Genomic DNA, 20,774 nt, shown 5'->3' on the forward strand with positions numbered 1-20,774 from the left:
TTTTTAATCTCAGCTATCTTTCATTATCTTATCTGCAATTTTTTCGACTGTTCTAAGTTTATAAATCAAAGAAATATCTACATTGTAAGTCTTATGCATTTTTGCAATTAGCTGAATAGCTTTGATTGAGTTACCACCTAATGAAAAAAAGTCATCTGTTGTATTTATATTCTGGATTTGCAGTATTTCTTTAAAATAGTTACTAATTTTTTCCTCATATTCGTTTTTTGGAGGCAAAAACTCTTTTTGTACAGTTAAAGAATCGGTTGGTATCTTTAATGCTTTTATGTCGGTTTTTCCATTATAATTTAACGGTATTTTTTCTATTTGAATTATAATTTTAGGTAACATATATTCTGGCAATTGAAGCCTTAGAAATTGTTTTAAATCATCAATGATTATTTTATCTTTGGCTTCTATGTATGCGCATAAATATTTATGTCCAGTGGTATCGTCGTAAGCAACAACTGCTGCATTTAAGATGGTATTGAAAGATAATAACTGCTTTTCAATTTCTGAGAGTTCTATTCTGTATCCAGATATTTTGACTTGTGAATCCATCCTACCTGATATTAATATGTTGTTGTCAATTAACTTTTTTCCAATATCACCAGTTCTATAAAGTCTTTCATTAGTTACATCTTTGTCTTGATAAAATGGATTTGATATAAATTTTTCATTAGTCAGATCTGTTCTGTTTATATATCCTTTAGCTAGAGCTCTGCCACCAATATATATCTCTCCAGGCATTTCATATAGGCAAGGATTTAACTCTTTATCTAAGATGTATACTTCCACATTTTCTATAGGTTTTCCAATAGGTATATTTTCTTCATACTTTTCAACATTGTAAGTAGTAACAAATACTGTTGCTTCAGTAGGTCCATAGGCATTGACTAAATTGTATTTATTTTTTTTAAATGCTTTTAATTTTTCTCCTCCAGTTACTAAAGTTTTTAAAGAAAAATTTTCTAATTCCATAAATATTTCAGCTATTTTTGTTGTTAAAAATGCAAATGTAATATTATTTTTGTGAAAAAATTCATTTAGTTTATTGACATTATAGCGAGTTTTATCAGGAACAAAATATAGAGTGCACCCATTTAGTAGAGAAATAAAAATTTCAATGACAGAAGCATCAAAGCTAAAAGATGAATACTTTGAAATATTGTCATTTTCTGTAATATTAAATTGATTTTTACAGTTCTCCATTAAATTTAATAAACTTTCTTGATTAACTAACACACCTTTAGGATAACCTGTTGAACCTGAGGTATAAATAACATAAGTTGGTTGATTAGTTATATTCTTATTACTATTTAAATTAAAATTATCTTCTATCGAATATATTTTATCATCTTCTAAGTCATAAAAATCTTTTTTAGAAGAAAGAAAATTTGAATATTTTTTTAAGCTTAAAATAGTTGTTACATTGCTGTCATTTAAAATATATTCAATTCTATCTTTGGGAGTATCTGGGGATATTGGCAAGTAAGTATTTCCTGATTTTAAAACACCTAAAATACCAACTAACATTTCTATTTTATTATCAATCAAAATAGCGACTGTCTTCTTAGTAATATTTTTCTGTTTGAGGAAATTTCCTAGTTTATCAGATTTTTCATTTAAAACTTTATATGTTATTTTATTATTATTCTCAACGGCAGCGTACTTATTAGGAAATTTTTCTACTACACTTTTAAATAAATCGGAAATATTATTCTGCATATTAATACTTAATTTTGATGTGTTTCTTTTTAATAGATTTTCTCTTTCTTCTTCAAAAAGTATATCAATATATTGGAATTTTTTTTCAGGATTAATGATTAATTTTTTTACAAAATTTGTAAATCTTTTAGATAAACTACAAGCTATATTTTTGGGTAGAATGTTTTCAAAGCACTCGGAAAGAAAGTGCAAAGTTTCTTCAGTTTTAACATACCGCATTCCTAAACTTGAATTAGCCATTTGTGGAAAAGTCGTTCCATCTAAAGAAAAATTTAGTAATTGTAAATTTCTAAGTTTTGCAAAGCCTGAATATGCAAAATGACTTAATTTACTGTCATTTTTGTCAAAAATATCAACAGGGCTAATGTGGTGAAGTTTTTTCAAAAAAGGTAGTTGATTTTTTACACCTTTGATAACATTTTCTATATTTGTATTCTTATTATAAACAAAAGGAAAATAGATATTATTTAGCATACATCCAGAAACTTCTTTGTTATTTCTAATATTTACTGGATAATTCGTTATACAATAATCTTTATTTAATAGTTTTGTTTCAAAAATACACCAGCATACTAAAAGGAAGTTAAATAAACTAATTTCTGATTTTTCTGTAAATTTTTTTAATTCTATAAACTCTAATTGGTTTAAAGAAAATTTAGAAGTGTATACTTCTGCATTATCTTTTATAAGTATTTTTTCATTTTTTGATGAAATTTCACCCAATAAATTAGAATATCTTACAATATCTTTTTCTTTTAAATTAGATTCATTTTTATTTAAAATTAAAAATGAATTCATATGTGATTCTGTGCTTTCTTCTGTAATATTTCCTTCATTATATAAGCAGCTTAGGTCTGTAATGAATTTATCTAAAGATGTACCATCAATTATTGAATGGTGTATGTTAAATACTATTTCAAAATTATTATCGTATTTTTTCTTTATAAATCCTACTTTAATCAATGATTCATTGTGAAGATCATGTTTTATATTTTTTATTTTAGATACCAAAGATTTAAAATCTTTTTCACTATTTGCTTCTATTTCATAAAAAGTTGGAGTTAAATAGTCATGAATATAGTATTTTACTTCATTATTTTTAAATCCAAAATTTGCTCTTAATGCTGGTCTCAATTCTATAAGTTTTAATATACATGATTTTAATTTTTCAACCGATATTCCATTTGGTAAGCTATAAGAAAAACAAACGTTGTAGTTTGTATTGTTTTCATCAATTTTCCAAGAATAGTAATAAGGTAATAAAATTTTAGGAGCAACGATTTCTCTTTTCATTGCAATACTCCTTTTTATTAATATATAAAATTAATAAAGTTTATATTAAAGATATTTTAATTTATATAACGATAAAACCTTCGTAACAAATTATTTCAAATAAAGCAAATAAATAATAAATTTTTTTAAAGTTTTCAATTTTTATAAAAAAAATAATTTTATAAAAATTTTTAAAAATACTCATTAAATTTTATATAAAAATATGTTTTTTTGCTTAGATAAGAATTCCAAAATTTAAAATGATCTTTTTTTTCTTCAGAAAAATTTATGATCCAAATTATTTTTGGAGTTATTTTAAAGAATTAAAAATCTTTTTTGCCAAATTCGCAACTTATTAAATATGTTAAACTATTTATAGGCCAAATTGTTTAAGTGAATCTTTAAAACCATTTACAATACTTGCAGATGTATCTGGGCCATGAATAGTTGAACAAGTATCAATGTTTTTTATGGCATAATTGCTGCTGGTCATTAGATAACCAACATAATCATTAGCGGTTGATAAAACTACTATCGTGGAAATATTTGGAAAATTTGCTGCAAGCATTGATTGAAGAAGTTGTTTAGTATCAAATAATGGTTCACCTGGAAATAAAAAGAAGTATGTTGATCCTAATGAAAACCAGGAAATTTTTGTAATGTTATTTGTAATATCTGTTGATTTTATAGAAATAATATCTGAGAAATATTTTTCAGGTATTATTCCAAAGCTTATTCCACATCCTGTATAATTAATTTGAAATCCAGGTAAAGTAATAAATAATGTTCCAAAGTTTAAGCTTAGACTATTAGTGTTATTAGATATATTTGAGATTGTTTCGGTTACAAAAGTATCAGTGAATTTCTTTTTATCTGTCATACTATCTATTGCATCTATTGTAGCATTTCCAACTACAGAGTTAAAAAAAGCACAATTTGAAGAGTGAGTTAAATTTTGTAATGATTCTTCCAGATAACCAACAAAATCAGCGCTTAGAGTGATATCTGCAGCTCCATACCAAGTTGGATGTCCACTAAATACTTTTATACAAGCTAGTGAATTAGAATTTAAATCTTTTAAATTTAAAAAATATGTTGATCTATCAACCTGCATACCTGGAAATCTGGTAAAATTATATCCCGATGCAGTGTAGTTAGCATTATCATAAGATTGGATTGTACCCATATTACTGATAGCATCATTTAATCCAGAAAATATCTTTGATTTTACTAGATCATAAACTTTTGGATTAAATCTATCACAGACTGCTGCAGCCCAAAAAGGATTTTCAGTCAATCCTGCTGGTCCTGCGTGAGTGTGTGTTGCTATAAATTGCACATTCGCGTGACTTAAATTCAAAGATGGAAAATTGTTTTGTAATTCTTTTATTATTTTTAAATTAAAGTCACTAGGAATAGCTATAATATCTAAATTAATTAATAAATAATACAATTCTTGAGAATTATTATTTCCTTTGAAAAGAATTACTTTTATTCTAGGTGGGTGGTCAACATTTTGAAAAGGTTTACAAAAAGTTGTGCTGTCACCAATGTTGATTAAATCAGGAGGAATTAATCTACGTAAAGGTGAGCCAAATCCTGATAAACTCACAGGAAAATTTGGGTAAATATTTTTTGCACTCATTCCTACCTGCAAATTTGATGCAAGAGAACCCATTCCACCAATAGAACCATTAGGAAAAAAAAGACTATTTACATTATTAGAAGAATTAAAGGGAGGTTTATTAATTTCTATCTGACAAGATGTAATAAAATATAATATAAATATAAAAATTCCTAATCTAAAAATTTGCATTTTTATTCCAAAAAATAATTTTAAAAATCTATTCCAAGGTAGGCATCGGGAAGTGGTCCTGAAATCCTAATTCCATCAAAAGTCAAATTCCAATAGGCAATTCCTGCCCCAATTATGAGATGAGAAAAAAATTCTTTTCTAAGTGATAAGCCAAGAGCTTTGTATTCAACTGCTGCTGTGTTTCTGGCTCCTCCAACTTGTCTCCATTCCAAAGGGAAACTTTGGAGATAATAAAACTCTAGTGAAAGAGTTGTATGTTTTGAAGGTGTTGTATCGAAGTAATTGTGAATCAATCCTATTTTATAATTTGAATCAAAAACACTTCCCCAAATCTGATATAGCTGTTTACTAGATAACTGGTAGGATGAATCTGTTAATTCATTATCCCAAAATTTGTAGTTAAATTTAAAGAAAAAGAGCCAGTCTTTATTTTCAGTATTTAGGTTATAATTATACGCAAATCCTACTCCCAATGCCACGCCTTTTTTATTTACTTCTTTACTGTAATTTGTCTCTGGACTTAGACTAAATGAAACTGTGTTTTCAGGATTTATTTTAGTTGAGCAGCTTAATCCGATTTGAATAACTGCATACAAGAGAGGGATTTGATTGAATTCAAATAAGCAGGGGACAAAATGAAGGTTGACCAAACTTTCTGTAATACCAAGACGGGTAAAGTTTGAATCATCTGTATTATCAGCTAGTTGTAAGTCTTCATGGGGAAATAAAGTGATAATTCGTTTGTCAGCGTACCCATTAATAGGAATTATTACGAAAATTATGAGGAAAACCTTAAAACAATGCGCCTTTTTTAAATTAGACTTGAAAAAATTGTGAAATAAAGTTAGGGGACATACTTCGACCAAACTCCTTGCTCCTCATATTTGGGGCTCAAGTTTAAGTTGCACGATCCATAAGGAGAATTCTATGCGTGAATACGAAGCAATGATTATTGCAAAGGCTGACTTACCTGAAGCTGAACTTTCCAAAATGGTCTCTAAATGGGAGACTATCATTGGAGCAGATGGCGGACAAGTCGTCAAAAAAGAGACTTGGGGCGTTCGCCGTCTCGCTTATCCAATTAATAAACAAACCCGTGGTAACTATTTTGTATATGATGTTGCTACAAACCAAGCTAACATTCATGAATTAGAGCGTATTCTAAAGCTAGAAGAAAATGTTTTACGTTCTATGGTTATCAAGCTTGCTGATAGCGTAAATGTTGAAGCTCGTCGTCTTGAATTACAAAAACAAGCAGAAGCGGCTGCTCAACGTGCGGCTGAAGCGGCGCGTGAAAAAGCAGAAGCAGAATCACTTGGTGCACGTAGAGGACAAGAAGACTAATTTCTTGTTTTTACTGAATTTATTTTAGGTTAAAAAAAGAGGAATTATTTTGAAGCCAAATAAAAATGAGTCACAAAATCAAAATAGCCCTAAAACAGGAGTAAATTCTTCAAAAAAATTTACTCCTACGCTGCTATTTTCAGGCTTTTTTATTGCTATAAGTTTCATTATTAATCTGTTTCCTCTTGCTGTTTTTAATGTGGCACAAATTTCAGCTATCCTTGGGAAAAGAATGGCTATAGTGCTCATGATTGCCGTAGCTTTCGTCCTAATTCTTCTTGGAAGTGCTTTTGCTCCGCCAATTGTATTGACCGGTGCTCTTGTTCTTTTTGCAATTCCGTTTTTTATTTCTGCTGTTATGATTAGAGAGAAAAATAAACATTGGATTTATGCAGCTGTCATTATGTTTTTACCAATGATTTTATTATTTTATTCTACTATTTTTATGGTTAATAAAAATGAATTTGAGAAGCAGTTGGCTGATAATATTGCAATTGTTCAAAAAGATAAAACAGTTTCAAACCAAGAAAAACTCAAACCAAATATTAGTTCATCTGAAAATCTAAGTAATTCCAGAAATATAGATGTCAAAAGCGTCTATGAAAATATAGAAAAAGTGAAACCTGGATTTATGAAGATTGTAAACGACTTTTTAAATTATAATTCTTGGCAAAGAATTTTGTTTTTCGTCTTTGGGGCAGGTTCTCTGACATTTCTTATTTTCTTACTCATTTCTTTCGCAAATGTTGTTTTTGTCGACTTTGGCTTTGAACAAATTGAGAGATTAAGATCTATAGTAAATTATATTATTAAAAACTCTACAACCTTTACATCGCAGCTATTAAATAGTCTTTTAGCAATGCCAATGGTCAATACTGGTCGTACAGCTACACCAATTTTGATAGAGAAGCATAAAGGACAAAATTTAGAAGAAAGCGAAAAAAGACATTCAGGTATTTTATCTTATTTTTGGAAACCTTTAAAACCTAAAAATGTAATCTATTGGCAGGGATACGCTTTTACTTTTCAAGGACAAAGTTCTTGGAATTTAAGAGAGTTTACTTTGCCATTCCCGTTAGTCATAGCTTCCATTGCGGGTTTAGCCTCCATCGGACTTAGCTTTACTAATTTTGAATCAATGCTTAAAGTTCTAGAACATTCTCCCTATGCACCATTAATAGCAGGAATTAGCTTATTTTCTTTTGTTCTGCTTACAATTGTTGCTTTACAAGGAATGTTTACTCTGTATAAAAGATTAACAACTGTAGCTCTATTTCCCATAGTGCTTATTTTTGCTTTAATTGCGTATAAGCATATTGGAACATATGAAATTATTGGCTTTTTTGGAGTCATTGGGTTACTTGATTATGTGTATGATTGGCGTGGAATTAAAAGGAAACAAATTTAATTTCCGTTATTCGAATAAACTTTTTATTGATATTATGAAAGAAGGATATAAATTATGCTCGTACTTTTACAAGCAAATGTACCAAATTTAGGTCATATCGGGGACCTTGTTAAGGTAAAAGCTGGTTATGCTAGAAACTATCTTTTTCCTCGTGAGTTAGCAGTTTTAGCTGATGAAAGAAACAAGAAATTATTAGATCACCAACGCAGACAAGCTGATGCTAAAAAACAAAAAGATTTAGCAAGTGCTAAAGAGCTCGCTGCAACTATTAGTGCTCTTTCTTTAACCATTCAAAAACCAGTTGGTGAAGAAGACAAAATTTTTGGTACTGTGACTACTCAAGAACTAGCTGATGCGTTCCGTGCAGCTGGACATGAAGTAGATCGCCGCATGATTTCAATTTTAGATGAAATCAAACTAGTTGGTGTTTACAAAGGTGTTGTAAAACTTCACCCTGAGGTTTCAGCTCAATTTAATATTTGGGTTGTTGCACAAAACTAATTTTATTAGCTAAAAGCCCATTTTAAAAGTAAGGGAACTCCCTTACTTTTTTTTTGACTCATTTTAAGTTTTTTATTTTTAAGACGATGGTCTTGATTATGAAACATTTGAAAGACGCTAAATTACTAATAGAAGAGGGCGATTCAGCAGGGGCGATGGCAGTTCTAGAGAATTTGCTTTCTCTATCTCCTAGAAATACTGAAGCAATAAGAATGAAAGCTTTTATCCTAGATGCTTGGGGAAGATTTGATGAATCTTTATCCCTTTTGCATACTTTGGGTAAATTGTCTTCCTCAGATGAAGAGCCTTATGCTGAGTTAGATAAAAGAATAGATGAGGACAGGGAGTCATTAATATATAGCCGATTGACTCCTGAGGGGAGATGGTACTTTCAATTTTCTCCTTTGCAAATGCTCATCTCATTAATAGGTTTAATGGGTTGTTTCTTATTTTTAATCACTAGCCCTACTTTTTTTGAGCATTCAAAGTCATCTATTCCTCCTGGATTGCTTTTTTCATTTTTTACCTTAGTTGTTATTCCTTGGTTTTTGTTACTTTTAATTAATATGCATGGAATTAAAAAAATTTTAGTGGGGTTAACTGGAATTCAAGTTTTTTATGGAATGAAAAAAATTGAATATAGTTGGGAACAAATGGGACATGTTGTGATAGAATATGATCCTAATTTAAAAGAAGATTATTTACACATGATAGTATATTCACGTTCAACACGAGAACCTCTCTTTAATTTTGATATTTCAAAAACAAAAAGCGTAGTTCGGGCAAGAAGACATTTTGTTCGATTAATACTTAGTTACATTGATACTGTAAGTTATGTTCCCAGAGGGAAAGCAACAAATAAAGAAGAAAATAATTCTGAGGATATCAATAATAATAAAAATGATTCTGCTGCATAATTATTTTTTCTTCCAAAGGTCTGATAGTCTACTCTTTAAGCGACTTTCTACCCCGTTATCAGTTGGAAGATAAGCTGGTTTTTTTTCTGTTCTTTTTAAATCCACAATAGAATCTGGTAGATAATTAAAAGAAACAAAAGAATTTTCAAAATCATGAGGATATTTATATTTACTTTTACCTTTTAGAGTCAATTCAACAGGTGGTTGAATTGACATTCCATTTTCTTCTGCTGTTTGGCGCCAATTTCTTACATTTTCAATGGCTTTGTAGGATCTGTTACTTTTAAAAGTACTAGCTAAATAAGTAACACATTGTGCAAGTGGAATTCTGCCTTCAGGCATTCCTACAGCCTCAATAGCTTTATATGCGCTTAAAGCTAAAGTTAACGCTTGTGGATCAGCATTCCCAACATCTTCACTAGCAAAAATAATACACCTTCTAGCTATAAATAAAGGATCTTCACCTTTATCTAAAGAGGTTATTGCATAAAATAACGCAGCATCAGGGTCGCTTCCTCGCATACTTTTAATCATAGCACTGATATAGTCATAGTGATTTTTTGATGTAAATGATTTTAAAGTATTAGCAAAAACTTCGGTTTCTTCTTCAACTGAATTACAATGACATATATTTTCTAGTAAATTTAAAGAAAATCTTAAGTCTCCGCCACTCATTTTTGCAATTTTTTCAAAGCAATCTTTTTTTAAATATTCAATATAATTTGTTTTTTTGTTTTGAAAAATATTTGATTTATTTATTGTTAAATAATTTAACCCTTGCTCTAAAGCAAGAAGAATATCCTCTTCTTGGAGTGGTCCATTATAAATACATCTTACTCTACTTAAAAAAGGAGCACTTAATTCAGTTGTAGGAGATTCTGTTGTTGCTCCAATAAGCCATGCTTCAGAATATTCTAATATAGGTAATAAAGCATCTTGCTGGGTTCTTGATAATCTATGAATTTCATCAATAAATAAAATTGGTGGTGTGTTGCAATTTTGAATAGCTGCACGAATTTCTTTTACGCCATCTCTAACTCCTGAGAGCATGATAAACGGAATATCACAAGTTTCCCCAAGCAATCTTGCTAAAGTTGTTTTTCCTGAACCTGGGGGTCCCCACAAAATGAGGTGGAACTTGCGATTTAATCTCCATTGAGCTAAATCTCTTTCCCATATTTTTTTAGCTGATCCAACAAGTAAATGGATAGAATTTTTTGTTGGACGCAATTTCTCTGCTAAAAGTAAGGATTCATTTTTTTCTATTTTATCTTCGATAATCATTAGAATTATTTTTCATTGAAAAAAGAAACCAAATAGTAGAAATAATTCCTAATATTATTAGTGGCCAATTACCTAATAAAGAAAAAACTGTTACTTCTTTTGATAAAGGAACATCTACATATCCAGTTGCTTGTGTTAGTAATTTAGTAGGTTTCATAATTTCTCGCCCAAATTGATCAAATGCCAGAGTAGGCCCAGTATTTGAAACCATTACTAAGCTTCTAGAGTTCTCAATACTCCTAAATTTATTTAAAATACTGAATTCTAGTCCAGCATTACTATCTACCATCCAAACAAAATTTGCCTGGTTTACAAATAAGCTTGCTTTACCTTTACTGGCTTGTAACCTTGGCAATTGTTGGTTGATAGAATCAAAACAAATTAGTGGTGCGACAAAATCATTTTCATTATAAGCTAGACCATCAAAGTTTGTACCAATTTCAAGTTTACTAGCATTTTCAAAAATTTTCCGATATTGCTCTCCTAAAGAAGGAAAATAATCTTCAAAAGGGAAACTTTCTCCAAAAGGCATTGGTACCCATTTTTCAAAATCTTTACTTTTTGATCCATCTGGGCGAATTAAAAAAGAAGCAGACCAAACAGGAGCTTTTTCAATTCCCATAATTTTGATTTTTTCAACATCCCATTTCGTTGCTTGAACAAGAATGGGAACTTGATTTTTAGCAGTAAATTGTTTGGTCAAATTGATTTCTCTTTGATCCAGTAAATAAAAGCTTTGAGTAGCACTTTCTGGCCATACTAGTAAGTCTGGTTTTTTTCCATCGGCTTGAAGTGATTTTTGTATGGCTTCCTCACTCATCTCAAGCAATCTTGTAATATTCTGTTTTTGTGCATCTATAGCTGGAAGGGGAAGTGATGCAATAGAATTAAAGGTGAAATTGGGTTGGACAAATGCAATTCTAGAAGTTTTTGTTTTACCTTCAGCGTGTTCAGCATCATAAATTCGATAAAAACCATATGAATAAATAAGACCCCACAGAGCGGAGTTTATCAGTATGGCAGATATAAGAAGATTTTTATTTTTTAAAATATTTGATAAGCCAATAGCTAGAGATAGATTTGTAAATAAAATAAAAAATGAAACAACATTGAAACCAAAAATATTAGCCAATTGGCTAATATATATTTCTGAATGCATTAAACTTCCAAATGTCCAATTAAAGAAACGAGGAGCGATTATTTCTAACAAAACTATCATCATTGCTATTGCAAGTGTAGGAAGTTTTTTAGTTGGATGTCGTGTTGATATCCATGTTTTAAAAATTAAAGGTGAAAAAATAAAAGGAAAATACAACGCTGTAAAGATACTTATTCCAATATATAATGGATAAGCGGTTGTTGCTTTAAAAGAACTGAAGAAAATGATTGGCTTAGAGATCCAAAAAAAAGCACAAAGTTGTAGAATAAAACCAAATAACCAAAAACAAAAAAAAGCTTTCACTGATCTTTGAAAAGGTGAACATGCAATTGAGTGTTGTTTTAAATGCGATGAAACCTGTTGAGTTCTTGATAAATTTTCAGTTACTAAGAAAAGCGGAATAAGAGAAAAAGGTAAGATAATTCCAAGTCCTATAGTTGGGAAATGGTGTCCTGGGAACCCCATTGAAACTAAGATACCGCTTAAAATAACGCCGAGATACTTTAGAATGCTTGATTTAATGTTAATCATGGACTTATTATGACCTATAAGATTTGGAATTAAACGGAAAAAAGTTTATACCAACTGCGGCATTGATGATAACATGGGGCATTGGAGATCTCAATATGAGCCATTTGCGACTTTTAGTAGTTTTTTTCTTTTTATCGTTCACTTTTTTTCACTCCATATTGAGCTTTGCGCAAAACCCACCTGATATCAATTTGCAAGGTCAAATTCCAAGAGTTGAATTTGATTATACTCGTTTTGATTTTGGTGAAATTTATCGTGGGCAGAGAATAACTCACATATTTAAATTTCAAAATACCGGCAATGGAGTTCTTGTTTTTAGCAATATTCACGCCGCTTGTGGTTGTATTAATACAAAAATTTATGGTGATGACGGTAAAACGTTAAAAAATTTATTTAAGCCAAATGAAAGTGGTGTAGTTAGTGTTGAATTTAATTCACAAGACTTTTCTGGGAGTATTATTAGAACTATAACCTTAGAAACAAATATGGGTTCATCCTCACCTACTGTTACCTTAACGTTAACTGCAAATATTCTTCAAGAAATTACTTCCAATCCTGCATTGTTATATATTGGAAAAATTACTGGTGAAAATAAAAAATCTTATTCCATAACAATAAATCTTTTGGCGAGGGCTAAAACACCTAATAAATATGAAGTAAAAGATTATCTGTTAAAAGAAATTGCAAACTCAAAAGTAGCAGATTCAAACAGAGACAGTATCCTTTCTAATTCTGATCTCCTCCGTATAATAGCTGTGGAATCTTCTGTACCTTATATAAAAACAAAACTAGTTCCCACTGTGACAGGGCAACCTCCTCAAATAATTGTGGAATTTGATGAAAAAAATATTCCAATCGGAACAATTAATGCTAAACTAAAAATTTGGAATAATTCAACATTTTACAAAAACTTTGAAATACCTGTTATTGGTGAATCAGTTGGACATGTGCAAATGTCAGCAAAATATGTTGAGTTTGGAGTAGTAAATTCACAAAAACCTTCTGAAAGAGTAATTAGTTTTAAATCTACAGATAGAAATTTTGCAATCACAGGAGTTAAAGTTGATTTAAAAAAGTTACCTGAATTAAAAAATATAAAAGAAACAGAATTATTTGATGTTCGTAAGGATAAATCGCTACATAATCAAGCAGCTTCAGATGGGATTGTATCGTCATATGTTGTAAAATTTAAACTTAGCTTCCCAAAAAAAATGGCAAGTCTAAGTAGTGATTCTTCTGTTCCACCTGGAGTGAATGTTTCTGGTTTTTTTGTTGTAAAAACAAATGATCCCGATTACAAAGAAATTACTGTGCCATTTTTTGGTGTTTTGAGGAAAGAACCATGATAAATCAAGAAGTCAAAATCCATCACGCATCTCAACTTTCTTTGGCAGCAATAGAAATTGGAGTCATATTAGGAATACTTTTTTGCGTTGTAGGCCTCTTCATGGTTATATATTCTGCAAAGTTTTATAGGTAAAAGGGGTTAATCGTGGGGTTATTTAGTAAATTATTTTCTTCTTCAAATAAGTCATATGATAAATACGGAGATGTATTAAAAAAAATATTAACCACAAAAGAACAACGTTTAGAAGCCATAGAAGCATTAGAAGGTTTAACTGCCGAACAAGCTGTTCCTCAACTTTTAAAACGTTTTGAAATTTCAGTGGATTCAGGTTTGCAAGACACCAAAGAAAAAGAACAATGTATGAAATTGATTGTAGCTTATGGTGATCAGTCTAAATCCTTTATCGAAAATGTTTTGACAAAAGAACGTAAAATCTCATGGCCAATTAAAATAGCCGAAAAAATATATCCAGAGACAGAATATATAAATTTATTATTAAGTAACTTATCGGCAAATATAGCTGAATTTGACGAAGCAACTATTGAAAGAAATGAAGAAATTCTTTTAGCCTTAAAAGATGTTAAAGAAGCAAATGATTTAATTGTCAGTAAAGTTATGGAGTTTTTATCAAGTAGAGATGACAACTTAAGAATGGCTGCATTAGAATGTCTTGAAGAACAGGCTAGAAGTAATAAAAAAGCAAAAGAAATTATTTTAAATTTGGCTAAAAGCCCAATGAGTGATGATAATTCAAGATTTTTAGGAGTAGTAAATTCTATTATTCAAAATCATCGTTGGAATGAAACATGAGTCAATGGATTGATAATATAGGGCATTTAGCTATAATTATTGATGATCTTGAGAAAGGAAAATGGTTTTTTGGAGAGGTACTTCAGACTCCATATTTTATGTTTCGTGATACTCAAATTATGATTCCCTTATCAAATTCAATCCTGGTTGCTAAACTTGAAAAAGATGCAGTTGATAAGACTCGTCAAGTAGGAGCATTAGAAAAACAAGTACTTGATCATTATGGTTTTCAAACTCAATCTGCCGAAAAAGTAGATTTATTTCATGCACATTTAAAAAAATTTGCAATAGAAATTGTACGTGCGCCATACGATAGATCTGATGGTAGGGCTTTTTATTTTCGCGATCCTTTTGGTAATTTAGTAGAATATTTTTGGTTTAATAGGAATTAAATAATATGAATGAATGGACTAACAATCAGTTAATAATTGTTGGAGGAATTACTTTTCTAATAATTTCAATCCTGGTTATTTCAGGCTTTGTTCGTTATAATAAAAGACAAAAAGAAAAATCTTCACTTCTGCAATCAAAAGATTCTATACGTGATTCATTAATAGCTTTAACAGAAGAAAAAACAAAAGATAAAGAGGGTGTTTCTGTATCTGCAACACCTAAAAAAATCGGTATTCCTAAAGATGTTCCGAAAGAAGTATCAACAAAAGAGTCTTTGCCAACACATAATTGGTTTGAGCGTTTAAAAGGCGGTCTTAGAAAAACTCATACACAAATTGTTACAAATTTAGATGAATTTTTTCTTTCTAAAAAAGATAAAGCAACTAGAGCTGAAATTCATGAGACTTTATTTGAACTTTTAGTGCAAGCGGATGTTGGAGTTAAAACTTCTGAATATCTTGTTGATAGAGTTAAAAGTAGACTAACTCCTGAAGCCTATTTAGATCCTAAAATTTTTAAAAGTATTTTGCGGGAAGAAATTTTTGCAATTCTAACTGCAACAAAAGAAAATCCAAAAGGGGTTCTAGAGTCGCCATTGCAAAGTTTAGCAGACAAAAAGCTTCCGCACGTTGTGTTGATGGTGGGAGTAAATGGTGTTGGAAAAACTACTACTACAGGTAAATTAGCCTTCAAATCACATTTAAAAGGTCAAAAGGTGGTCATTGGTGCAGCAGATACCTTTCGTGCTGCCGCAGTAGAGCAATTAGCTGTTTGGGCGCAACGTTCTAATGCAGAAATGATCCGTTTAAAAGAGGGAACAGATCCTGCTTCTGTAGCTTATGAAACGGTTAAAAAGGCGTCTGAAAATGGTTCAAGTGTGTGTTTGATTGATACTGCTGGAAGATTGCAAAATAGACAAGATCTTATGCAAGAATTAGCAAAAATAAGTCGGGTTATTGCAAAAGAAAATCCGGAAGCACCCCATGAAGTTTTACTCGTGTTAGATGCAACTACAGGCCAAAATGCGTTGCAACAAGCCAGAATTTTTCAAGAAGTTGTTAATATAACAGGGTTAGTCTTAACTAAACTTGATGGAACAGCAAAGGGTGGAATTGCTATTGCCATTGCCGCTGAATTAAAAGTACCAATCCGTTACGTTGGAGTTGGTGAGGCCGTTGAAGATCTTGAGGTGTTTGAAGCTCACGAGTTTGTCAACGCTCTATTTAGTGAAGAGCATTGAAATTTAGTTTATTTCTTTTTTGAATAGTCCTAGACTCTTTAATTACTAAATTGAAAATTTCAAAAATTAAACCGGATCTACGTTTTATTTTTCGTATAATTTTTCTTCTTAAATTTTCTAAATATATTTCAATTATAAAATGAACTTTTCAAAGATTAACCTCAATGCTGAATGAAAATATAACCGTTGGTCCAGTTACTTTGAATGCGGACAAAAGAGTTATAATGATCTGCAGTATAAAAACTTTCGCCAGTATATGAATTATAAACAACCCGGTGAGAACCTCTGTTTATGCCTTGATAGTAAGGGACAATGTCGTGTTCAATATAAAACTCTCTTTGCACCATATTCCCTTGCCACCACGTATGTTCCGTATTTAAGTTAGGAAGAGTCCCTTCTCTATTGTGCCAAGGCTTGGTTGAATAATAATGGATCCCCCCATTATAAGAAACATAGTCGGTGCCATTGCGTGTCCAGTACCTAACGTGAGCATAATTGTTTTGGCGGGCATGATGAATTTCATTTAAAACATGATAAACATTTAAATGAATATTATTTAAATTAGCTGAATAATGAACTTGTTCTTCTTGGTTGTAATTACAATGCATAGCCTGTGTTTGCAGGCAAACAAAAAAACTTATAAAATAAATAAAAATAATTTTTAAATTACTCAACATAACCCACTCCTTTTATATTTTCTATATCAATAAAGTTGAAATTGTTTTGTAAAAACTTCAAAAGAAAAAATTCGGTTTTATTAAAATTACCATCATTACTTAAATTAAAGCTGCTTTCATTTTCACTTTGCAAAAACGTTTCATTTTGCAAGTACTTTAATGTTACTAAATTTTCATTTGTATCTTTTTCAATACTAAAATTATTAAATTCAAGATAATTATTGCTTATATAAAAGGGCTTGTCATAAATAACATCATAGAAATATGTATTTTGATTTCTTATATTATTATTATAAATAGGTAATTTATTTTTAGTATAAATAAATATCTTATTTTCAAGTAAATCTAGTTTTGCTTTTTGATTATTTGTTAGTAAATATAAAGTATCTTTTTTATTTTTTTCATTATTTAATACTTCTCTTAAATTTTTACCCGCATATTTTTTTAGCCAATTTTGATTATATGCTATAATATAAGCATTAAAATTATCGCTAATTTTATAAATAATACCTTTTTTAGAAAGGATAAACGGTTCGTTTAAATACATTTTTACATCATCTATAATATCATTATCGGGCAAAGTAATTCTGTTAAATTGATAGAATTTACCATTTTCATATTTTATAGTTGCCAAATCAGAAGTAGTTTTATTTTTATCAAATACAAAGAAAGATGCAGAGTTTTTATTTTCTTTTCTATACCCAACAAGGCGAGAAACTGTTCTTTCGGTTTTTAAAGGGAGTAAATATGTGTTTTGGATATCATTAAAATACCACCCAGTAATAATTCCAGAACCTTTAAAATATCTATAACCGGCAAACATAGATATAAAATAAGGAAAATCTCTATAAGTCAATGTAACAACATCGCTTATTGCAAACTCTTTAGCATGTTCTGAAATATAATTAATATCTGAATATTTTTGATGTATTTCAACTAAAAATATACCATCTTCTCGAATTTCAAAAAAGGAATGCTTATAATTTGAAGTTTCAGCTACAACATTATCACCATTTTTATATATTTCTTTTACATTTTTTAAAATATAGTTTTTATTATTCTTATCTTTATATGAAAGTATTTTTTCTTTTTCATTATAAAATATAATATTTCCATTTAGCTCATGATAAATATGGACATTATTAAGATCTTTATATTTATCTGCATTGTCTATATGAATAACCTCTTTATTGCTTAAATTGTAGAAAACCGGTGCTTTTAGATTTTTAATCATTCTAGCTTGAGGATGATTCTTTATTTTTAAATACTTAAAATTTGTTTCAATATTATTTTTGTAAGTTAGTTCAATAAATTCATTTAAATTTTGTAATGTATTATGGTGGATAGCGTCTATTTCTTTTACCACATCAATTTCAGGTTTAGGATGGAAGGGAAGGAAGTGATTTAAATAACTATCAATCAGATATATTTTACCTAATTTATCTTGAATATATAATTTATTGGGTAACTCTTTCGGAAATACTATTTCTATATCGTTAATTCTAATAATATTATTATTTATTCTATTTAACTTTATCTCAGTTTCATCAACACCAAAAAACCAGTTTTCTATACCATTTGATTCAATGTTGTACTTAGCACCAGAGGTAATGTGTAAAAAATGATTTCCTTCTTGCTCAACTTTAAAATGATAATTCAAATAATTCTTAAATTCATGGGGCAATTCAGGGGTTATAAATTTCTTACTGCGATCTCCTAAAGTAATATATACATCGGTTTTTTGATATTCATGTTCTAATTCGGCAATAGCGTAGTCGCCTAGACCTCGTATTCCATTATAAAATTCAAATAAAAATCCTCCATTTTGTTGCAACTTATAAGCACTCATTATTTCTTTGTCAGTTCTATAAGTGATAAAAGGAGTCATTTGATACTTATATTTTATGTAAGATTTAGGCTGAATAGGTAAGATAATTTTAGTATTTTCTTGAATTTTTATGTCTGCTGAATTTAGTTTTTGGGAGATAAAATTTTCTTCTGAAGTATTTCTCGGAATAAAAGAATTTTTAACTGCAATAGCATTTTCTTTATCTAATAAGACTACTGGATTTTCATTAAAAGCAGAAATATATAAAGTTGTTCCATCAAAATAAGGTTTAGTATCTAAATATTTTTGTGTTTCCGCATAGCTTTTTACATTTGCTGTCGGATACAGGAAGTGACTATCAAATTTAATTTTTATTAAATTATTTTGGCTTAGATCAATGCTTTGAATTACAATATTTAAGTGTTCTGGTCTTTCTGTCACTTTAAAATTTTTATGTGCAAGAGAAAGTACACTATTATTAGTATTTGGTACAAAGACTTTGCCATCTGCTAGCAAGTAATGGTTATTCTCATAGTCATAAAAATAATCCGCCATTTTTAAAGCTTGTTTTGTTTTGTCATCAACAACATTTGCATAAGCATCAATTCCATAGCTTAAACCAAATATAGGAACAGCTAAATAAGATGCAAAAGCACTTGCTGTTTCTCCAGCTATGTAAGCAACACCCTCACCAAGTAATCCTAAACTAGCGGCAGCTAAATCGACAGCGAGGCGTTTTTCTGAATCTACTTTTTCTTCAATTGTTTTTGCGTTTGCTATCTCAATTAGGTCAAATATAAAATTTGCTGTATTTAAACCTATTGATAATTTACTTCCAATTTTAGCAATATTTTTTTCTATTTTAATTACATTTTTTAAGTTAAACTGAAAATTATTTTTAATTTCTGATATTAATAAAAGTTCTTTTGCAGTGTCTGTAACAACATCATTCACTAGCTGGGTAATATTAACATAAATATGAGCTTTTAGTATTTTTTGAAATGGAGTATCATTTTTATTAATACTATAGCTCAAATTTTTTTCTGAAAAATACTCAATCATAAAAGCTATCATATAAGCATGCGACAAGCCAAAACTAGAATTAGAAAAATACTCTTTATTATTTTGTTGAGACTCAAACGCAATATTTTTGTTATGATAGTCTAAATGATCTTTAAATCTTTTTATATTATGGAAATCTTCCTCAGAATTAATCATAATTAATTTCTTAGATTTACTAAATTCATCAATAAATTCTATAGACTTATTATCTGAATTTATTGAAAACAAGACAGGGTTAAGTTGTTTATTATTATTTATTTTGCTGATAGCATTTTTAAAATTCATTGAATAATATTCAGCTTTATATTTCAATTCTTCCCTTATATTTTTTAATTCACTAGTAAAATCTTTCTTTAATTTTGCTATATTTTCACTGCCATTATCAATTTGATTTAAAAATGTCATAATGTCAGAAATAATATTATGCTTTTCATGTATGTCATCTTTTTCAAGTAATTTGAGACTTGCTAATCTTCTTTTGTATTTTTCATAATTTTCTTTTGAAGTCAGAGGTTCAATAAGTTCGCTAGAATTATCAATATTCGTATTAAAATATATGCAAGGATTTGAAGCACTAAATTCTTGTGCTAGTTTAGATTTAGTATCTTCAGAAAAGCTAGAATTTTTTTTACAACCTAAAAAAGCAGATGAAACTATTAAAATTAACGGTGTGTATTTTAATTCTTTTAAAAGATGGAGTCGCATTTAAATCACCTTTTTCTTAAAAAAATACATAATATTCAAAATATATTAATTAATATTATATATTTTTATTTTATTTTTATTATCTAAAATTAAATTTAGACGATTTTTTGAATAAACATAAAATTTTAAATAATCAAGTTAATATCTAAAAAATATTTATCTATTTTGTTATTTTAAATTTACGAGCCATAACCTTCTTGAAATTAATTTTAATTAAGTATTTTTATGGTGTTAACAAAAGAATTGTTATAATGGATTTTTAGTACACCACAAAATTTTTTTATTGATAAAAAAGACAAGTTTTCTTGCTAAAGATAAATGTCAGATTCAAAATAAATGTACATTTTTAATAATATATTTATCCTCTGTTTTAATTTAAAACTATTTTTAACTAACCTATTTTACTTTTATTAAAAATTAAAAATGACGATTTCTATTTAACAACGTATTAAATAGAGTTTTGGTATCTTTTTTCCTCTAGCAAATATTGAAGCCAATAAATTTATTTAAGGAGCCTTGGTTTATCTAGGCCAATATTTAGCATTTATTAGTAAGAATTAGTTCTGCAGGCAAAACATTTGGATTTATTGGTTTAAGAACTGGCTGGGTAAGTGCACCTGCTAATATTACTAAGCATATTAGAATTGTTCATTAAGCAACTGTTTTTTGTATTAGTCCTATATCCAATTTGGACGTGCTGAAATTCTAGCTCAGACTGATTGGTTAACTTTTTATTACAGTCCAAAAAGAA

Annotated in this window: 16 protein-coding genes; 9 read left to right on the forward strand and 7 right to left on the reverse strand. The window is 29.2% G+C overall.

Annotation, left to right across the window (positions count from 1 at the left end; translation table 11 throughout):
* Nucleotides 1-9 precede the first annotated feature (9 nt).
* From GOY08_RS08340 to GOY08_RS08350, 3 genes are all read right to left on the reverse strand, one after another.
* On the reverse strand, nucleotides 10-3,021 hold the full coding sequence (locus GOY08_RS08340) for an amino acid adenylation domain-containing protein (RefSeq protein WP_158998438.1): 3,012 nt from the start codon (nucleotides 3,019-3,021) through the stop codon (nucleotides 10-12).
* Nucleotides 3,022-3,373: 352 nt separating this feature from the next.
* Nucleotides 3,374-4,816, reverse strand: a complete 1,443-nt coding sequence (locus GOY08_RS08345; RefSeq protein ID WP_158998439.1) for a neutral/alkaline non-lysosomal ceramidase N-terminal domain-containing protein — start codon at nucleotides 4,814-4,816, stop codon at nucleotides 3,374-3,376.
* 20 nt (nucleotides 4,817-4,836) lie between these two features.
* Nucleotides 4,837-5,682: a hypothetical protein gene (locus tag GOY08_RS08350; RefSeq protein WP_158998440.1), complete on the reverse strand. Its 846-nt coding sequence runs from the start codon at nucleotides 5,680-5,682 to the stop codon at nucleotides 4,837-4,839.
* A gap of 61 nt (nucleotides 5,683-5,743) precedes the next feature.
* Between GOY08_RS08350 and rpsF the strand changes: the two genes are divergently transcribed.
* The 4 genes from rpsF to GOY08_RS08370 all read left to right on the forward strand — a co-directional run bounded on the left by rpsF (nucleotide 5,744) and on the right by GOY08_RS08370 (nucleotide 8,986).
* Nucleotides 5,744-6,160, forward strand: coding sequence for a 30S ribosomal protein S6 (gene rpsF / locus GOY08_RS08355; RefSeq protein ID WP_158998441.1), 417 nt, complete (start codon nucleotides 5,744-5,746; stop codon nucleotides 6,158-6,160).
* A gap of 49 nt (nucleotides 6,161-6,209) precedes the next feature.
* Nucleotides 6,210-7,568 (forward strand): hypothetical protein, encoded by a 1,359-nt coding sequence (locus GOY08_RS08360; RefSeq protein WP_158998442.1) that lies wholly within the window; start codon nucleotides 6,210-6,212, stop codon nucleotides 7,566-7,568.
* 54 nt (nucleotides 7,569-7,622) lie between these two features.
* Nucleotides 7,623-8,069 (forward strand): 50S ribosomal protein L9, encoded by a 447-nt coding sequence (rplI, locus tag GOY08_RS08365; protein ID WP_158998443.1) that lies wholly within the window; start codon nucleotides 7,623-7,625, stop codon nucleotides 8,067-8,069.
* Nucleotides 8,070-8,167: 98 nt separating this feature from the next.
* The gene (locus GOY08_RS08370; protein ID WP_158998444.1) at nucleotides 8,168-8,986 is read left to right on the forward strand and encodes a tetratricopeptide repeat protein; all 819 of its coding nucleotides are present in this window, start codon (nucleotides 8,168-8,170) and stop codon (nucleotides 8,984-8,986) included.
* On the opposite strand, the gene GOY08_RS08375 is transcribed toward GOY08_RS08370, so the two are convergent.
* Together GOY08_RS08375 and lnt are read right to left on the reverse strand one after the other, a co-directional pair.
* Nucleotides 8,987-10,270 (reverse strand): AAA family ATPase, encoded by a 1,284-nt coding sequence (locus tag GOY08_RS08375; protein ID WP_158998445.1) that lies wholly within the window; start codon nucleotides 10,268-10,270, stop codon nucleotides 8,987-8,989. It lies immediately after the preceding gene.
* Entirely contained in the window at nucleotides 10,254-11,960 is a 1,707-nt protein-coding gene (lnt, locus tag GOY08_RS08380) for an apolipoprotein N-acyltransferase (RefSeq protein ID WP_158998446.1), read from the reverse strand. Before lnt ends, GOY08_RS08375 begins: the two co-directional genes overlap by 17 nt.
* A gap of 95 nt (nucleotides 11,961-12,055) precedes the next feature.
* Between lnt and GOY08_RS08385 the strand changes: the two genes are divergently transcribed.
* Genes GOY08_RS08385 through ftsY form a run of 5 tightly spaced genes read left to right on the forward strand, consistent with a single transcriptional unit; the run spans nucleotide 12,056 to nucleotide 15,751 of the window.
* On the forward strand, nucleotides 12,056-13,306 hold the full coding sequence (locus GOY08_RS08385; protein ID WP_158998447.1) for a DUF1573 domain-containing protein: 1,251 nt from the start codon (nucleotides 12,056-12,058) through the stop codon (nucleotides 13,304-13,306).
* A complete protein-coding gene (locus GOY08_RS08390) occupies nucleotides 13,303-13,440 on the forward strand; it encodes a hypothetical protein (RefSeq protein ID WP_158998448.1) in 138 nt (45 codons plus the stop codon). Before GOY08_RS08385 ends, GOY08_RS08390 begins: the two co-directional genes overlap by 4 nt.
* Nucleotides 13,441-13,452: 12 nt before the next feature.
* Nucleotides 13,453-14,118, forward strand: a complete 666-nt coding sequence (locus GOY08_RS08395) for a hypothetical protein (RefSeq protein ID WP_158998449.1) — start codon at nucleotides 13,453-13,455, stop codon at nucleotides 14,116-14,118.
* Nucleotides 14,115-14,510 carry a VOC family protein gene (locus GOY08_RS08400; RefSeq protein ID WP_158998450.1) on the forward strand — a complete coding sequence of 132 codons (396 nt, stop codon included), beginning with the start codon at nucleotides 14,115-14,117 and terminating at the stop codon, nucleotides 14,508-14,510. The genes GOY08_RS08395 and GOY08_RS08400 overlap by 4 nt, the downstream gene beginning before the upstream one ends.
* Before the next feature lie 5 nt (nucleotides 14,511-14,515).
* Nucleotides 14,516-15,751, forward strand: coding sequence for a signal recognition particle-docking protein FtsY (gene ftsY / locus GOY08_RS08405; protein ID WP_158998451.1), 1,236 nt, complete (start codon nucleotides 14,516-14,518; stop codon nucleotides 15,749-15,751).
* Between the two features lie 161 nt (nucleotides 15,752-15,912).
* Here ftsY and GOY08_RS08410 read toward each other — a convergent pair whose 3' ends face one another.
* Nucleotides 15,913-16,428: a ribonuclease domain-containing protein gene (locus GOY08_RS08410; protein ID WP_158998452.1), complete on the reverse strand. Its 516-nt coding sequence runs from the start codon at nucleotides 16,426-16,428 to the stop codon at nucleotides 15,913-15,915.
* Entirely contained in the window at nucleotides 16,418-20,023 is a 3,606-nt protein-coding gene (locus tag GOY08_RS08415; protein ID WP_158998453.1) for a TcdA/TcdB pore-forming domain-containing protein, read from the reverse strand. The genes GOY08_RS08410 and GOY08_RS08415 overlap by 11 nt, the downstream gene beginning before the upstream one ends.
* Nucleotides 20,024-20,774: the final 751 nt, after the last annotated feature.

It is taken from the genome of Pigmentibacter ruber, assembly GCF_009792895.1.
Classification (GTDB): Bacteria; Bdellovibrionota_B; Oligoflexia; order Silvanigrellales; family Silvanigrellaceae; genus Silvanigrella; species Silvanigrella rubra.

What these genes read in the sequence shown, in the direction of transcription:
- GOY08_RS08340 (WP_158998438.1), bottom strand. Translation starts at nt 3,021, where the DNA reads ATGAAAAGAGAAATCGTTGCTCCTAAAATTTTATTACCTTATTACTAT.
- GOY08_RS08345 (WP_158998439.1), bottom strand. Translation starts at nt 4,816, where the DNA reads ATGCAAATTTTTAGATTAGGAATTTTTATATTTATATTATATTTTATT.
- rpsF (WP_158998441.1), top strand. Translation starts at nt 5,744, where the DNA reads ATGCGTGAATACGAAGCAATGATTATTGCAAAGGCTGACTTACCTGAA.
- rplI (WP_158998443.1), top strand. Translation starts at nt 7,623, where the DNA reads ATGCTCGTACTTTTACAAGCAAATGTACCAAATTTAGGTCATATCGGG.
- GOY08_RS08370 (WP_158998444.1), top strand. Translation starts at nt 8,168, where the DNA reads ATGAAACATTTGAAAGACGCTAAATTACTAATAGAAGAGGGCGATTCA.
- GOY08_RS08375 (WP_158998445.1), bottom strand. Translation starts at nt 10,270, where the DNA reads ATGATTATCGAAGATAAAATAGAAAAAAATGAATCCTTACTTTTAGCA.
- lnt (WP_158998446.1), bottom strand. Translation starts at nt 11,960, where the DNA reads ATGATTAACATTAAATCAAGCATTCTAAAGTATCTCGGCGTTATTTTA.
- GOY08_RS08385 (WP_158998447.1), top strand. Translation starts at nt 12,056, where the DNA reads ATGAGCCATTTGCGACTTTTAGTAGTTTTTTTCTTTTTATCGTTCACT.
- GOY08_RS08390 (WP_158998448.1), top strand. Translation starts at nt 13,303, where the DNA reads ATGATAAATCAAGAAGTCAAAATCCATCACGCATCTCAACTTTCTTTG.
- GOY08_RS08400 (WP_158998450.1), top strand. Translation starts at nt 14,115, where the DNA reads ATGAGTCAATGGATTGATAATATAGGGCATTTAGCTATAATTATTGAT.
- ftsY (WP_158998451.1), top strand. Translation starts at nt 14,516, where the DNA reads ATGAATGAATGGACTAACAATCAGTTAATAATTGTTGGAGGAATTACT.
- GOY08_RS08410 (WP_158998452.1), bottom strand. Translation starts at nt 16,428, where the DNA reads ATGTTGAGTAATTTAAAAATTATTTTTATTTATTTTATAAGTTTTTTT.
- GOY08_RS08415 (WP_158998453.1), bottom strand. Translation starts at nt 20,023, where the DNA reads ATGCGACTCCATCTTTTAAAAGAATTAAAATACACACCGTTAATTTTA.